The following is a 16193-nucleotide window of genomic DNA, read 5'->3' on the forward strand; positions in this document are numbered from 1 at the left end:
TAAAATAGTAACAGGTTAATTCTAAAATATTATTGAACTTCTACATCATTTTTAAATTTTATTAGTATTCACCTTTCATATCAAATGTCTTTAAATTAAAGTTATATTTCCAACTAAGTAACTATGCATTTCCTGATGCAAAACTACTGTATACTTTAATGTTAATGGGCCACATCTAAGGAATATTATCTATTAGCTCAACGTCATGGTCAACCGGGTTATTTTGCTCTTATTAAATCAATGATTTCATAGTTCGTAGACTTTAATCGACAAAATAAAACAAAAATCTACATCGTTTTCACGCGTAATTTGGGCGGATTATGTCTTTGGGTTTTTTAACAGAGAATTAAATCGAAAAAGTATGATTCTGTCATAAATATGGTAGGATATGGTTATGCAATGTTAGAAGGAGAAAATGAATGGGCCTAATAGATAATCAAAAACATTTCTTTGAAAAATATAAAATAGATGAACAAGATTTTGAACATTATAGCTTGGATTGGTCTACATATACTGAAATATACAAAGAATACATATCAGAAATACCGAATCTTGAGACTGTGGCTACATTTATTTCAGAAATACTTCGTAAAAATCCTGAAATACATACAGTTAAATCAAGAATTAAATATCCTGACCATTTAATTGAGAAAATTATTCGAAAGACGATAAAAGGTAAGAAATCTGATCCTGCATATGAAATAAATGTTTCGAATTATAAATCTGAAATTACGGATTTGATTGGAATAAGAGCATTACATTTATATAAATATCAAGCAGCGGATATAGATAAAACAATTAGGCAAAATTGGAATTTACATGAAAAAGCGACCATTTACCATCGCTTGGGCGATATGACGAGTGAGCAGCATATTGAAGAAGAAAAGTTTCAGTTTTTAGTTCATGATGCCGGATATCGCTCATGGCATTATGTGATCAAGTCGCAGATGACTAAAGTAAACTATTTAGCTGAAATTCAAGTAAGAACGATTTTTGAAGAAGGCTGGAGCGAAATTGATCATCAATTAAGGTATCCTTATGACTTGGATAATGCAATTTTAAATGAACAGCTATTAATCTTAAATAGGCTTTCGGGTGGAGCAGATGAATTAGTCAATTCAATCCTTCATACTAAAATGACGATATACCAACAAAACGAAGAAAAAGAATATCGTGATGAAAGAATTCAAGAATTATTAGATGAAATTACTAGTTTGTCTGAAGATGGAAAATTAACCGAATCGGATAAGCTTTCATTAGAAGAGAAAATTAAACAATTAGAAGTTAAGAAGATTAAAGTAAATTATAGTAATCTGTTCAATAATCGTTCGGTTGAATATCATTTCAAACAAAGAATATTTCCTAGTGACTTTTAAAGCCAAAGCTAAAATGCTTTGGTTTTTTTGTATTCATTTACCAAAAAATTTCTGGAATTTATAGGTGCCATTTCTTTTTTTCTAACATTAAATGTAATAACAGGTCTAGTTTAGATTTTAAAAAATATGAGACTAGGTGGAATGATGGTTAAAAGGCCGATTTATAAGCAGGAATTTCTAAATACGTTTAATTATGCTGATAAGAATTTCGATATTGCTTCGCTTAAAAATCTGATTGAACAATCATTTGGCGAAAATAATGCATTAGACTTTAAAGAAACATTCGTTAGAGAGGATCAAATCGCTAAATTAATTATCGCAATGGCGAACTCTGGTGGAGGATCAATCATTTTTGGCGTAAATGACGATAATCATCCAGTAGGAATTCTCAAAGAAGAGATCAAGGACCCAACTGATTTTCAAAGAAAATTAAATGGTTATTTACCTTCTATTTTAACTTATCACCTTCAACAAATTGATTACGACGAAAATGAAATGTACGGATACTTTAGTGGCAAAACCTTCTTCATTATTTACATCCCCGAACAAAATCGTTATATTCCTTTTATCGCTAAAAGAGGTTCAGATAAATTATTTACAGATAAAATCTATATTAGAAAAAACACTTCAAATGAAACTGCCACTAGCGATGACTTAGAAATTATTTTTAGAAAAAGGTTAATTGAGCAGTATGAAGATTTATCAAACATGAGTCTAAATGAACATATGGAACAATTGAAAGTTCTTTACCGAATCGCTGCAATTAGTGGAGAGACAAGAAAAAACGAAAAGAATAATAAAGAGGATTTTAGTGACTTTATTTCTAAAATGATTGAAAAAAAGAAGCGAAAGATTGAGATTGTGTTGGAGGTTAGTAATATTGAGTGATGGAGATTAAGAATAGAATACTAAAATTATAGGAATGAAGATAACAGGGCAGTACTTGTTTATCTTCATTCCTTATTTTGTACTTCTATTTGTTTATAAACTACTTTCTTCCAGTATTTTCAAGGTAATCATCTTTTCGTAAATCCTTTTCTGCCTTCTCAATCTCTTTATCAGTATTCAAATAGCGTATATAATTTGAACCATTTGTTTTTTTGTAAAAGCAATCAATTTGATTCGACTTATTTAAATCATAAATTAGATTTATATATTTTCCATTTTTATAGAATACAATAGCAATTTCTGATCTCTTTATTTTTTTTGTATCTTTTAATTTCATTTCATTATGTTGATAAATGTTTTCGAGCTTAATAACCTGATTGATTTGGGCATCGTATTTCTTTTGATTATTACAAGCTGTTAGAGTAAACAGTATTGTCATGAATAAAACTAGTATTTTTATTTTCATAAATACCACTCCTTAATAATATGATGTGAGAAATTTTATTGCTTTAGTATGAACTTCAAATTCTCAAAAAATACCATTGTAATTGCACCAATAAACGGCACAACTGAAAAGTATGGATTAACGATAAAATCATAATTTGTATCTAAAAATATATGAAATATACTTTTTGACAATAGTAATAGAATAATTGATGAAATGATACTCGTTAAGAAAATATCAAGTAGAATATTTTTCTTTTTTACAAGATGTTTGATTATAGAACAGAGCATGTAAGAGGATAAACAAACAATTAAAGCGATGGGAAATAATAATAAAGTAAAGAAGAGAGGTAAAGAAATTACTTTTTCAAAAGTAGAGAATCCTATAGTTTCTGGTGGTTGATTTGGCTCGAAGTAAATTAATGTGTATGTGGTTATAGACATCAATAATGAACTCAGAAATAAAAAACGGATCGGTGAAAAATGAGCCATGTTTTGTATTCCATCAAATAATTTCCTTTCTACTATTCTAAATCAAAACGATGTTTATATTTTATCATAGTCGAATTATTAGAGCTTAATTTTTATGTTTGTTATATTTTTGTGAAAGAATTATGTTATACCGGTACAATCGCGGTTTTAACTATTTTTATTTTTCACATTAAATTCATAGTTTGCTTAACTTCTGGAATATATTTCATTTTATGATTATGTAAAAGAAGTCGCAAATTTGGAGGTAAAGTGTCATTGACTTTATTTTTATTAATGGGTTTAATTGGCGTGATCATAATTCAGTTTAAGAAGGATCAACTATCAGTTATAATTGACGAAAATCAAAAACTGGTCATAAAATTGAAAAATTCTAGTTGGTTTCAAAACTATTGGAAAGCAGGATTTTTCTTATTTGTTATGAATGCAGCATTGTTTTTCATTACACTGCTTATTCACTTCATTTTAGGGTTTCTCATAATTCCTTTTATGCATTTGCTAGTTATGGTTTTGGCTGTCGTCGGAAGTTTTCTTTTGTGGATGATCGTGAATAAAGCATATCAGGGTACAAATGGAAACCGTTTAAAAATGAGTATAATCGGAAGTAGTTTTTATGCAGTATTGTCATTTTTGTTTATTTATTGGTTAGTAACTCTAAAACCTTCATATGAAGGTGAAGATCTGATTATGAGTTCAATAGGATTATTAATGGGGATAATAGTTTCGGTAGTAGCTTTTATTTCGTGTTTAATAACTACGGGTTTTACTTTTAAGAGAAAGTTGAAATAAGTAGTCTAATTGGAAGGCCAAAAGTCAGGGAGAACCTTGGCTTTTTAATTTGCACTAATAATTGCTAAAAGCATTATATTCTAGATATTTACTCATGAATTCTTATGGTATTTTGGTGATTTCCTATTAATCATAGTAAAATGGTTGTAGGTATATATTTTCTATTAATAGTATTCTAAGTGATCTATTTGTAGGTGTATTTAACTAAATATGAATTTGAAAAGTTAATTTCTATCAATTTATTTTGAGAAAAAAATTGGGTTAATTACATTTGAAAATGATTAAAACTGTTAGAGTGTTTTAATAAAACGTTGATAAATCAGGACGCTAATAACCCAATTGACCAATAATTGAATATTCTTTATATTTTGATAATGTAGAGTGCTTTTTGAGAGTGGTTTAAATATGAACATTAAAATCGTTTTTAATAGATTCATATTAGAAGTCGCTTTTTTTATTTTATCAGAATAGGAGAGTGTAAGATGACAGGAAAGCCTAAGTTAAATAAGTATGTTACTGCGATGATGACGACAGCCCTTATTGCTGTTCCGACTTTTCAAGCGCTTGCTGCTGGGACAAGCAATGTGAGTTTAAATTCAGCAAATAGTAGTTCTGTTGAAACGAATGTTCAAGGGATTAACGCAAAAGCAAGTACGGGGAAACATGTGATTACGCTTATTACTGGAGATGTTGTAACTGTAACTGAGTTTGCGGATGGAAAAAGTGTGATTAGTGTTGAGCCAGCAGATAAAGCTAGTGGTGGTTCGCACATCATGACGATTAACAAGGATACATATGTAATTCCGCAACAAGCAATGCCTTATTTAGCTTCTGGTGCATTGGATCGAAATTTATTCAATATTACTGAATTAATTGCGGAAGGTTTTGACGATGCTTCTCAAAAGACTTTACCTGTTATTGTACAATACTCAGAGTCAAAAGCTCGTTCTGCAGTGAAGCCAACTTTAAAAGCTTCAAAGAAAACACATGAACTTGAAAGTATTAATGGAGCAGCACTATCTGCTGATAAGAAGGATTCGAAAGAGTTCTGGCAAGATGTTAAGAAAAATATACCATCTGCAAGTTCTACGAAATCTACAAAATCATTAGTTACACCGGGAATTGAAAAAGTTTGGTTAGATGGACGTGTTAAGGCTACTCTTGAACAAAGTGTTCCACAAATTGGAGCACCTACTGCTTGGAATGCTGGATACAATGGAGCAGGTGTAAAAGTAGCAGTTCTTGACACAGGGATCGATGCTCAGCATCCTGATGTAGCAGGTCAAATAAAAGAAACAAAAAGCTTTGTCCCTGGTGAAGATGTTCGCGATTTTCATGCACACGGAACTCACGTTGCATCGACTGTACTAGGTACAGGTGCGGCATCAGGCGGAAAATATAAAGGTGTAGCTCCAGGAGCAAGCTTACTAGTAGGAAAAGTGTTAAGTAATGATGGTTATGGTCTTGATTCATGGATTATTGATGGGATGGAATGGGCAGCACATAATGCCAAGGTTGTAAGTATGAGTTTAGGTAGTGATCAGTCGAGTGATGGCACTGATCCGATGTCTCAAGCTGTTAATAATTTAAGTGCTGAGACGGGCTCACTGTTTGTTATTGCGGCAGGTAATACGGGTCGCGAAGGAATAGGGGCACCAGGAGCAGCGGATGCGGCACTTACGGTTGGAGCAGTTGATAAGTCTGATAATCTTGCTTATTTCTCATCACAAGGTCCACGTTTTGGAAGTGACGGGTTAAAGCCTGATTTAACAGCACCGGGTGTAGACATAACTGCTGCACGTTCTCAGTATTCAACTCAAGGTAGTGGATCTTATCTTTCTATGAGTGGTACTTCGATGGCAACACCACATGTGGCTGGGGCAGCTGCAATTCTTTCACAACGTCATCCTGATTGGTCGGGATCTCAATTGAAAGATGCATTAATGAGTACAACTAAAAAACTTGATTATATTAAGCCATTTGAAGGTGGTACTGGACGACTTGATGTTGCAGCAGCAACTTTAGGTGATTTACGGGCGACAGGTTCACTTGATTTTGGTTTCTATGCTTGGCCTCATGATAATGATGCATCGAAAGAGAAAACAATTACGTACACAAATGATAGCGATAAGGCAGTAACGTTAGATCTTTCAGCGAAGATTACCGATAATAACGATGCAGATGCTCCTGGTGGTTTGTTTAAACTTTCAACAAATAAGGTTACTGTTCCAGCAAAAGGTAGTGCAAAAGTGACAGTAACACTTGATCCGAATGCTGGTGCTAGTGGTTCTCGTTACCAAGGTCAAATTTCTGCAAATGTTGATGGTAAAACAGTTGTGCATACACAATTAGCTATGATTAAAGAAGAGGAAAGATATCCACTTACTTTAAAAGCAATTGGTCGCGATGGTAACCCAACTCTAGCGTATATTACTCTACTTGGCCCAGATGGAGTTCCAGAGGTTGTTGCAATTGACGGTACTACAGAATTACGTCTAAAACCAGGAACTTACTCTGCAATGTCAATGATGGATGTTGATACTGAAACAGATCATGCTGGTGTTGCTCTTGTCGGTAACCCAGAAATTAATTTAAATGGACCTCAAACTGTTACATTGGATGCACGTAAAGCGAATGAAATTACAGCAAACGTACCAAATAAAACAGAAGCAAGCTTTAGAAAAATGGAATATTACCGTGAAGTAGATGGTAATAGTGTTGGCGATATTTATGTGATGCCAGTTACAGTTGATAAGATGTATGCTGAGCCAACTAAGAAAGTTAAAAATGGAAAATTTGCATTTAACACTCGCTGGAGATTGATTGAACCTTACATGACAATTAATTTCAAAGGCAATGAATTAGACGAAATTCCACAAGCTGGAAGTACATTACTAGATGGAAAATACAACTTAGACGCTGTTTATGCAGGTAAAGGTGCACCAGCAGACTATAAAGGATTAAATGTTAAAGGGAAAGCAGTTATCGTTGATCGAAGTGATGAAGTAACTGGTTCAGAGCGTGCTGCAGCAGCATACGCAGCAGGTGCAAAATTAGTTATTACAGTAAATGATGGGCCGAAAGAACTTAGTGAATATGTCGGTATTGAAAATGAAGATTTTTCACTTTCAGATTCTCCTATTTCGGTTGTAGCAATTAGTCAAACAGAAGGTAAAAAACTGATTGAAGCTGCTAAATCTAAAAAAGCGAAAATTGACGTAAAGGGTACTCCTAATACGAAATACGTTTACGATCTAGTTGATAACCATGACAATGCAATTCCAAATGATTTAACTTATTCACCTAAAGCAAATGAACTTGCAAAAATTAATGCTCAGTATAAATCAGATCGTCCGACAGCAGGCGGGGAATTCCGTTGGGATATCCCATCTTACAGAACAAATGGTGTTGGTTACCAATTTAAATTAGACTTACCATCAGTTCGAACTGAATGGGTTTCTACTCAAAAAGGTACATCATGGTACCATCAAGCTAGCGTATTAGATGCTGCTTGGGAAGTACGTCAACCACTAGCAACATACAAACCAGGACAAACACTTGATGAAGATTGGTTCTCGCCAGTTGCTCGTCCGCGTTTAGGTGATGGTTTCTGGAAGCCGTATCGTACAGGAAACAACTTAGTCATCAACATTCCTGCATGGGCTGATTCTGGAGTAGGAACTACAGGTTCAGAAACAAATTATCCAGGTTCACAAACTCTAAAACTATATCAAGGTTCTAAACTGATTAAGGCAGCAGATGGACAAGCAATTTACGCATTTACTGAATTCCCAACTGCAAATACTCAGTATAAAGTAGTAAGTGATGCTTGGCGCGACCCAGCACGTTTCGATAAATCTGTTAAAACACATACAGAGTGGACATTCTGGTCTAAGCAACAAGAAGAATATAAAACAGATCTTCCATTAATCTCACTAGATTATAACGTAGATACTGACATGAATGGAGATGCAAAATCAGGTCGTTGGATCGATTTAGACTTAAAAGCAGTCCCTGTAGCAGGTGCACCAGGAAACGGTAAAATCAAAGGTGCAACGCTAGAAGTTTCATATGACGAAGGCAAGACTTGGGAAATTGTTGATCTAAATCGTGAAAAAGATGGATGGAAAGCAAGAATCGAAAATCGTAAAAAGGCAACATCTGTATCTTTAAGAGCTAGCGCTTGGGATGATGCAGGTAATAGTATTAATCAAGATGTAATTAAGGCTTTTGGATTGAAATAAGTAGAATGTGAGAGGGCACCTTCCTATTTTAGGGGGGTGCTTTTCTTTTACGTTGAATAAAAATTACGAACACTATTTGAACAATATTGATAAAGTTGTGAACTTCGTTGATATAACAATAAAACTCGTTGATATAATACTATTCTTCGTTGATATATTGCTAATAGCCGTTGATAAATTACTTTTACGGAGTTTATTAAGGGATAAAACCATAAATAGTATGTAAACATGGCATGAAAAACGGTCGAAGTGGCTTAATTATCAATGAAATCTGCACAATTAACGAGTGAAACGGCTCAGTTATGATCAAAGTGCCCCATCAAACCACCTAAATAAACGAAGAAACTCGAAATAACACGATATTCCCCACATAAAAAAGGCACCCTCCAAGTAGAAGGTGCCCCGTAATAATTAAATACCTTGGTCAGCTTTTTCAGCATCCAATAATTCTTGCATGAATTTAAGATTATATGTATGGCTTTCTTTCAGTCTGCTATGTCTTGTTAGTTTAATTAGATTTTGATAGTAAACAATTTCTTCCTCTAGTGATGAAATGACATTTGTACGATATTCCTTTAATTCTGTTTCGTTCATTTTTCATTCCTCCTATTATAGGGATTTGATAATTTAAGTATATCCTTTTTGATTGAAACTATAAATAAATTATTTGTTAATTTTTATTAAATAACGTGCGACTGTATTGAAAAAAAGACAGATATGTATTTATTGAGACAAAAATTCAGGTTTTGTCATGAAAATTAGACAAAATTGCAAATGGATATTACGGAACATCACTATTTTTACCATTCCATTAATTGGCACACTTATTGCTATCAAGTTTAGTATAGCTTGATACTTTTTTGTAGGAGGGTTTTCTTTATTGGTCAGAGGGGTTTAGTAAAAAATACAAAAATGGAGTGTGTAAATATGGATTTATTAAATAGTGTTGTTGCGGTTACAGGTGGAGCGTCAGGTTTAGGGGAAGCGACATTAAGAAATACGGTAGCAAATGGAGGTAAAGCGCTAATTCTTGATTTGAACGTTGAAAGAGGAAATAGCTTAGTTGAAGAGCTTGGTTCTGATAATGTCCTTTTTATAAAAACGAATGTTGCTGAGGAAGAGGAAGTAAAATTTGCTTTAAATCAAGCTGTAGAAAAGTTTAAGAAAATTACTGCTGTAGTAAACTGTGCTGGAATTGGACCTGCTCAAAAGACGCTTGGTAAAAATGGGCCATTTGAATTAGCAGTCTTTAAAAAGGTAATCGATGTAAATTTAATCGGAACGTTTAATGTTATTCGTTTAGGAGCAGAAATTATTGCGCAAAACGAACCGAATGAAAGTGGAGAAAGAGGCGTGATCGTGAATACTGCTTCTGTTGCTGCATTCGAGGGACAAATTGGACAAGCTGCATATAGTGCGTCTAAAGGCGGAATTGTTGGGATGACACTTCCAATAGCACGTGATCTAGCAAGTTATGGGATTCGAGTTTTAACGATTGCACCTGGGTTATTTTTAACGCCATTACTTGATAGCGCTCCTGACCATGTAATAGAAGCATTAGGTGCAATGGTACCATTCCCTAAACGTTTAGGTCATCCTAGTGAGTATGCTCATCTTGTTCAATCAATTATTGAAAATCCAATGTTAAATGGTGAGGTTATTCGTTTAGACGGTGCGATTCGTATGCAACCTAAGTAATTAGTAACGATTCAATTTTAATAAATTACATTTTATGAGGTGATTAAAAATGACATTAGTTAAAGTAGAAAAGCAAAATCAAATTGCGATTGTAATGATTGATAATCCTCCAATGAACACGTTGAGTCCAGAGGTAATTACCGAATTAGGTACTACATTTTCAGAACTTAATGCTGACTGCAGTATATTAGCAATCTTGATTACAGGTGCAGGTGAGAAAGCATTTGTGGCAGGTGGGGATATAAAAGGTTTCCCACAAAAAATAGGGAATGCAAATTTAATAGCATCGTTTATGGAAACACATAAGGTGCTTAATAGCATAGATTTTTCTCCTAAGCCAACGATTGCCATTTTAAATGGATATACACTTGGAGGCGGTTGTGAATTAGCCATCGCATGTGATCTTCGAGTTGCTGAAGAGCAAGCAATGATTGGAGTTCCGGAGTGTACACTAGGATTATTACCAGGAGCGGGAGGTACTCAAAGGCTACCGCGTTTAATTGGAGAAGGAAGAGCGAAGGAATTACTTTTCACCGGGGAACATCTTACGGCTAATGAAGCGATGAAAATTGGACTTGTAAACCGAGTAGTACCTAAAGGTCAAGGTTTAGAAGCGGGTCTTCAACTTGCGAAGAAAATTTGTAAAAATGGACCTGTCGCTGTTAGAAATATTAAAAAGGCAGTCGATGAAGGATTGGAATTACCATTTCAAAAAGCATTGGAAAGAGAGGCTGAATTATTCCAAGAGCTTTTCCTAACGGAGGATGCTAAAGAAGGTGTTGGAGCATTCATCGAAAAAAGACGACCACAGTATCAAGGAAAATAATTTAGTAAAAAATAATATGCATTTGTAAAGGGTGACATGGAAAATGGAGCTAGGTTGTTTACATTCACGATTACCTATATATGCGAAAAATAAGCCAAATGACATCGCGGTAGTTTACGAGGATACTAGAAGAACATTCAAGGAATTTTATGAAAGAGTAAATGCTTTAGCTAATTCTCTTATAGAGGTAGGAGTTAAAAAGGGTTCACATGTAGCTGTATATATGAGGAACCGAATAGAGATGATCGAAATTTTTTATGCGCTTTCAACTGCTGGAGCAGTAGCAGTACCAATCAATTATATGATCGAAGGAAATGATTTACGAACATTAGTGAATAGTTCAGATGCTACACATGTAATTGTTGAAGCTGAACGATTAGAAGCATTTGAAAATGTTCTGGATGTTTTACATACGGTCACTAGTAGCTCCACAATCATCGTCGGTGGAAGTCGTAGTTATCCATCATACCATAGCTACGAGCTTTTAGTTGAGCACGGTTGGATCGAACCACCTAATGTTGATGTGACTGGTAAAGACGTTGCCGCTATGATTTATTCATCTGGAACTACGTCCTTACCAAAAGGGATTATGATTACACATGAAATTATGATTTATCGCGCCTTAATGTCGGCAACGGAGTGGAATTTCAATTACAAAGATACTTGGCTAATATCCGTACCGTTATACCATAGTGTCGGAAATTTAGCTTCATTTTACATAGGGGTAACGGGTTGTAAACTAGTATTAACTAGAGAATTTGAACCAAGTAAAATATTAAATATCATACAGAATGAAAAAATTACAGTGGCATTCTTTGTACCGACACAGTATGTCGTGATGTTGCAGGTTCCAGACTTTGATGATTATAATCTATCATCTCTAAAACTATTGTTATCAGCAGCGGCACCATTAGCAGAATCCGTAAAAAAACGTATTTTAGAAAAATTTAAAACAAGTTTAACGGAATACTTTGGCTGCTCGGAAACAAGCTTCTTTCTTCAGCTTCGCCCTCGTGACATTTTACATAAAACGAGCAGTATAGGTCATCAATTAGAGGATTTTGAGGTGCGTCTTGTAAATGATGAGGGGCTAGATGTTGGGATTGGAGAAGAAGGGGAGTTTGTTGTTAAGGGAAAAAGTTTATTTAAAGAGTATTACAAACTACCTGAAGTAATGCAGAATTCATTTTTAGCCGATGGTTGGTTTAAAACTGGCGACATGGGGAAAGTGGATGAAGATGGTTTTTATTATTTGCTTGATCGTAAGAAGGATATGATTATTAGCGGAGGCGTGAATATTTATCCAAAAGATATTGAGGAAATTATTTTTACACATCATTCGGTAATGGACTCGGCAGTAATCGGCGTTGTTGATGAGAAGTGGGGAGAAGCCGTAAAAGCGGTTGTTGTTTTAAAAGAAGGATCACAGATTGATGAAGAACATTTGATGGAATATTGTAATCAGAAACTAGCAAAATTCCAACGGATTAAATATATCGAATTTGTCTCCTCATTACCGAGAAACCCATCTGGAAAAATATTAAAAAGAGAGTTAAGACTTAGAGGTTAATATGAAACATTACGATATAAATAAATGATTTCATGTTATAAGAAAAGAGGAATTGTTGTAGTGAACAATTCCTCATTACTATTTAGTCCTTATATTTCTTATGCTTTACAATATAAATTCATTTTTTTATAAAACTGTGAGCGACTAATTCCTAATAGTTTAGCCGCTTCTGTTCGATTCCCATTTGCTAATTGTAATGCCGATTCAATTGCTTCTTTTTCTGCATCATTAATCTTTTGTTTATATTGAATTGTTGTAGAATTAGTTTTCAGCACTTCTTTTGATTCCTGACCAAGATTCGATTGAATTTGTATTTCACTGACTTCATCTATTTCATCAATGTTCCGTATATGCTCGGGTAGATGTTTTAACTCGATGACTTTACCGTATAAACAATTCATTGCACGCTCAATGATATTTTCTAATTCCCTAACATTTCCTGGCCATTTATATGCTTTTAGTTTTTTCATTACTTCTGGAGAAATCGTAATATTGTCTATCCCCATTAAATGACTAAACTTTTTGCAAATTGAATTAGCAAGTAGAGGGATATCTTCAATTCGGTTGATTAACGATGGAATTTGAATCGCAATGACATTTAGTCGATAATAAAGGTCTTCACGGAATTCTCCTAAAGCTACCATTTCTTCAAGGTTTTTATTCGTAGCCGCAACGATCCGAACATTTACATTGATTGTCTCAGTACCACCTACACGCTCGAATTCACGCTCTTGAAGTACTCGAAGTAGTTTGACCTGCATTGATAATGGCATATCACCAATTTCATCTAAAAATAAAGTACCATTATTTGCTTGTTCAAATCTTCCTATTTTTCCTCCGCGCTTTGCACCTGTAAAGGCACCATCTGCATAACCAAAAAATTCAGATTCCCAAAGGTCACTCGGCACAGCAGCACAATTTATTTTTACGAATTTTCCGCGCCTATTCGAAGAGTTATGAATTCCGCGAGCGAAAAGTTCCTTACCAGTACCACTTTCTCCTAGTAGGAGTATATTAGAAAATCCATTTGCTACTTGTCTTGCAAACTGTTTTAACTCTGACATACTTTTATTTTGAGAAATAATATCTTCAAGATCAAATTCCGTTCCATTAAATTTGGAAAGCTCAGTTCGATAATATGAAACTTCTTTTTCTAAAGAATCAAGACGCTTCATGACATTTTTCCAATTGTTTAAATTTCTATAGCGTATATTCCCGACAGCACCAACAACTTGATCTTTATAAACAAGTGGTATTTTTCCAATAAGGCATTGAGTTTTGCCGATTTTAACTGCTTCAATTTGTTCGCCTGTAAATTCACCAGTTAATGCGGTCTCCAATCTCATTTCAGGAATTTGTTCTTGAACTGGCTGATTTAGCAAGGCCTTTTGAGTGGTGTTGAAGACCTCACAAGCATGTTTATTTGCTAATCGAATAGTTCCTTTATGATCGATTAAAATGTATCCGTCATTAGAGGATTCTGTAATCGTTTGTAATGTTTGTTCTAATCTTTTTGTTATTTCAAGTTCGTCCGCAATTGTTTCGTATTCTGTTAATTCTTGAATTAAAATTAGCCCTGCCCAAGAATAATCATAAGCGGAAAGTATGTTACAAGTAACAAGTAATTTTTTTTCATTAATCGTAACATGACGGAGAACAAACTTCTCAGTAGTAAACTCTAAAGATGATAAAATATCGTGTAAATCAGGGAATATATTTTCGAGCGGCATACCAATAGAAGTCTCACATGAACGGCCACACATTGTTTCTGCTGCTGAATTCATTACCGAAATCAATCCTTCATGATCAATTGCCAATGCCCCTGTGTGCATATGCCTCAGTAAGGAATTTATCGTATCTCCAAATGCATCAAAGCCTAACCGAGAGGAACGATTAATGTCCGCTTGGGAAAGGATACCTAATACATCATTTTTTTCTGAAACGACGATTGTATTAGCTATTTGATGCTCCTTTAAGACTTTTGTACTTTCTATTAATCTTTCATTTTCAAACACTGTAATGACATCTCTTAAGAATAATGACTCAATCTTTTCGTTTAATGGAAAATCTTCTAATAAGGCACGATATAGCAAGGAGCGTGAAAAAGCTCCTAAAAGTCGATTGTTTTCATCTACAACAGGAATAATACCAATTTTAAGATCATGAAATATTTGGATAGCTTCACGAAGGGTGCTTGCTTGTGTAAGCGTTTTTATTTTATGTGTCATTGCCTCTCTAACCAACATATTTATCTCTCTCCCAGTTTTTCATTTGATTACATTATTCAATATTAGACATCAAAATCCTTCGAAATTTTACAAATTTTAAGTTTATTTGTGTTTTTTAGAAAACAACTGTCTTAATTTATAAACAAAATTAGTCAGATAAAATTGGTAATTGGGCGAAAATGACTACTTGGAATAATAGAAGAAAATCATTAATAAACGACTCATCGATCCATAAAAAACAACTGTTCATAAAATCGGACACTATTACGAAAAAAATGGACATTAATTAAAGAGGATGTCCTAGATTGTAGACAAAAATATGCAACATGAACGGTCGGAGCAATATTAACTAAGATTTTTAGTTTGGCATACATTTTGCTAATTATCTTTATAGAGGAACTTAACTTGAATTTCTAGGAGGTAGTTTGAATGTCAAAAGTAGCATCAGAAGGAAAACAAACAACAAGAAGATTTTTAGGAGAAGAGCATCAAATTTTTAGACAAGCTTTTAAAAAGTTTTTAGAGAAAGAGGCAGATCCTTATATTGATCAATGGGAAGAAAATCGACTAGTTCCGTTAACTTTTTGGAAAAAACTTGGTGAACAAGGATTTTTATGTCCGTGGGCTGATGAAAGATACGGTGGGTTAAACGCAGATTTTGGATACAGTGTTGTGATGGCAGAAGAGCTAGTCAATATTGGTATTGGCCAATCAGCGGCTATTGGTCTTCATAATGATATTATTATGCCCTATATTCAAAATTACGGAAATGAAGAACAGAAATCACGCTGGATTCCGGGTGCAGTATCCGGAGAAATTATGTCAGCGATTGCTATGACAGAACCTGGAACGGGATCTGACCTTGCTGCGATTAAAACGACAGCAGTGAGACAAGGTGATTATTTTGTATTAAATGGAGAGAAAACCTTCATTTCAAATGGTATTTTAGCAAACTTAATTATAGTGGCTGTTAAAACAGATCAAAAAGCAGTACCTGGACATAAAGGAATAAGTTTAATTGTCGTTGAGGAAGGAACTCCAGGCTTTAAAAGAGGTAAAAAGCTAAATAAAATAGGCATGCATGCACAAGATACGGCAGAACTTATTTTTGAGGATGCTTTAGTTCCAGTTGAAAATTTACTTGGTGAGGAAAATAAAGGTTTTTATTATTTAATGGAAAAACTTCAACAAGAAAGACTCATGATTTCAATTACTGCATTAAATAGTGCAAAAAGAATTCTCGATATAACTCTGAACTATGTGAAGGAACGTAAGGTGTTTGGTAAACCTGTAGGATCGTTCCAAAACACGCAGTTTAAATTAGCTGAGCTTGCTTCAGAAATTAAGATTGGTCAAACATTCTTAGACGATTTAATAGTCAAACATATCGCGAAAGAAAATGTAGTAACAGAAGTATCGATGTCTAAATGGTGGATTACTGAACTAGCTAAAAAAGCAGCAAATGAATGCTTACAGTTGCATGGTGGATACGGTTATATGGAAGAATACGAGATTGCTAGATGGTATCGAGATGTTGCTGTCATGTCCATTTATGCAGGAACGAATGAAATCATGAAGAGTATTATTGCAGGGAAGTTGGGAATTTAAAGAAAGCTAGAGTTTAAATAAAGAAGTCTATAA

The 16193-nt window shown here is 34.1% G+C and carries 11 protein-coding genes; 8 read left to right on the forward strand and 3 right to left on the reverse strand.

Going from position 1 to position 16193, the window contains the following annotated elements:
- Positions 1 to 419: 419 nt before the first annotated feature.
- On the forward strand, positions 420 to 1376 hold the full coding sequence (locus CN601_RS01425; protein ID WP_098169751.1) for a nucleotidyltransferase family protein: 957 nt from the start codon (positions 420 to 422) through the stop codon (positions 1374 to 1376).
- Between the two features lie 144 nt (positions 1377 to 1520).
- On the forward strand, positions 1521 to 2264 hold the full coding sequence (locus CN601_RS01430; protein ID WP_179865387.1) for an AlbA family DNA-binding domain-containing protein: 744 nt from the start codon (positions 1521 to 1523) through the stop codon (positions 2262 to 2264).
- A 100-nt stretch (positions 2265 to 2364) separates the two neighbouring features.
- On the opposite strand, the gene CN601_RS01435 is transcribed toward CN601_RS01430, so the two are convergent.
- Positions 2365 to 2730 (reverse strand): hypothetical protein, encoded by a 366-nt coding sequence (locus CN601_RS01435; protein WP_098169752.1) that lies wholly within the window; start codon positions 2728 to 2730, stop codon positions 2365 to 2367.
- A 719-nt stretch (positions 2731 to 3449) separates the two neighbouring features.
- Between CN601_RS01435 and CN601_RS01440 the strand changes: the two genes are divergently transcribed.
- Both CN601_RS01440 and CN601_RS01445 read left to right on the forward strand, forming a co-directional pair.
- Positions 3450 to 3986 carry a hypothetical protein gene (locus CN601_RS01440; RefSeq protein WP_098169753.1) on the forward strand — a complete coding sequence of 179 codons (537 nt, stop codon included), beginning with the start codon at positions 3450 to 3452 and terminating at the stop codon, positions 3984 to 3986.
- A gap of 482 nt (positions 3987 to 4468) precedes the next feature.
- Complete coding sequence (locus tag CN601_RS01445) at positions 4469 to 8230, forward strand: S8 family serine peptidase (RefSeq protein WP_257131574.1); 3762 nt, start codon at positions 4469 to 4471, stop codon at positions 8228 to 8230.
- A gap of 411 nt (positions 8231 to 8641) precedes the next feature.
- Here CN601_RS01445 and CN601_RS01450 read toward each other — a convergent pair whose 3' ends face one another.
- A complete protein-coding gene (locus CN601_RS01450) occupies positions 8642 to 8824 on the reverse strand; it encodes a hypothetical protein (RefSeq protein WP_098120342.1) in 183 nt (60 codons plus the stop codon).
- Between the two features lie 333 nt (positions 8825 to 9157).
- Between CN601_RS01450 and CN601_RS01455 the strand changes: the two genes are divergently transcribed.
- From CN601_RS01455 to CN601_RS01465, 3 genes are read left to right on the forward strand one after another with little or no spacing between them, the layout of a single operon-like run.
- Positions 9158 to 9928, forward strand: a complete 771-nt coding sequence (locus CN601_RS01455; RefSeq protein ID WP_098169754.1) for a 3-hydroxyacyl-CoA dehydrogenase — start codon at positions 9158 to 9160, stop codon at positions 9926 to 9928.
- A 49-nt stretch (positions 9929 to 9977) separates the two neighbouring features.
- Positions 9978 to 10754 (forward strand): enoyl-CoA hydratase/isomerase family protein, encoded by a 777-nt coding sequence (locus CN601_RS01460; protein WP_098169755.1) that lies wholly within the window; start codon positions 9978 to 9980, stop codon positions 10752 to 10754.
- A gap of 43 nt (positions 10755 to 10797) precedes the next feature.
- Positions 10798 to 12324, forward strand: a complete 1527-nt coding sequence (locus CN601_RS01465) for a class I adenylate-forming enzyme family protein (protein ID WP_098169756.1) — start codon at positions 10798 to 10800, stop codon at positions 12322 to 12324.
- Positions 12325 to 12422: 98 nt separating this feature from the next.
- On the opposite strand, the gene CN601_RS01470 is transcribed toward CN601_RS01465, so the two are convergent.
- Positions 12423 to 14570 carry a sigma-54-dependent Fis family transcriptional regulator gene (locus CN601_RS01470; protein ID WP_098169757.1) on the reverse strand — a complete coding sequence of 716 codons (2148 nt, stop codon included), beginning with the start codon at positions 14568 to 14570 and terminating at the stop codon, positions 12423 to 12425.
- A gap of 411 nt (positions 14571 to 14981) precedes the next feature.
- Between CN601_RS01470 and CN601_RS01475 the strand changes: the two genes are divergently transcribed.
- Positions 14982 to 16160: an acyl-CoA dehydrogenase family protein gene (locus CN601_RS01475; RefSeq protein WP_098169758.1), complete on the forward strand. Its 1179-nt coding sequence runs from the start codon at positions 14982 to 14984 to the stop codon at positions 16158 to 16160.
- Positions 16161 to 16193: the final 33 nt, after the last annotated feature.

The organism is Bacillus sp. AFS017336 (assembly GCF_002555445.1).
Classification (GTDB): domain Bacteria; phylum Bacillota; class Bacilli; order Bacillales; family Bacillaceae_G; genus Gottfriedia.

Bases quoted from the DNA above. Each gene is read 5' to 3' on its own strand.
- CN601_RS01450 (WP_098120342.1), bottom strand. From the start codon at position 8,824: ATGAACGAAACAGAATTAAAGGAATATCGTACAAATGTCATTTCATCA.
- CN601_RS01435 (WP_098169752.1), bottom strand. From the start codon at position 2,730: ATGAAAATAAAAATACTAGTTTTATTCATGACAATACTGTTTACTCTA.
- CN601_RS01445 (WP_257131574.1), top strand. From the start codon at position 4,469: ATGACAGGAAAGCCTAAGTTAAATAAGTATGTTACTGCGATGATGACG.
- CN601_RS01470 (WP_098169757.1), bottom strand. From the start codon at position 14,570: ATGTTGGTTAGAGAGGCAATGACACATAAAATAAAAACGCTTACACAA.
- CN601_RS01455 (WP_098169754.1), top strand. From the start codon at position 9,158: ATGGATTTATTAAATAGTGTTGTTGCGGTTACAGGTGGAGCGTCAGGT.
- CN601_RS01465 (WP_098169756.1), top strand. From the start codon at position 10,798: ATGGAGCTAGGTTGTTTACATTCACGATTACCTATATATGCGAAAAAT.
- CN601_RS01425 (WP_098169751.1), top strand. From the start codon at position 420: ATGGGCCTAATAGATAATCAAAAACATTTCTTTGAAAAATATAAAATA.
- CN601_RS01475 (WP_098169758.1), top strand. From the start codon at position 14,982: ATGTCAAAAGTAGCATCAGAAGGAAAACAAACAACAAGAAGATTTTTA.
- CN601_RS01430 (WP_179865387.1), top strand. From the start codon at position 1,521: ATGGTTAAAAGGCCGATTTATAAGCAGGAATTTCTAAATACGTTTAAT.
- CN601_RS01460 (WP_098169755.1), top strand. From the start codon at position 9,978: ATGACATTAGTTAAAGTAGAAAAGCAAAATCAAATTGCGATTGTAATG.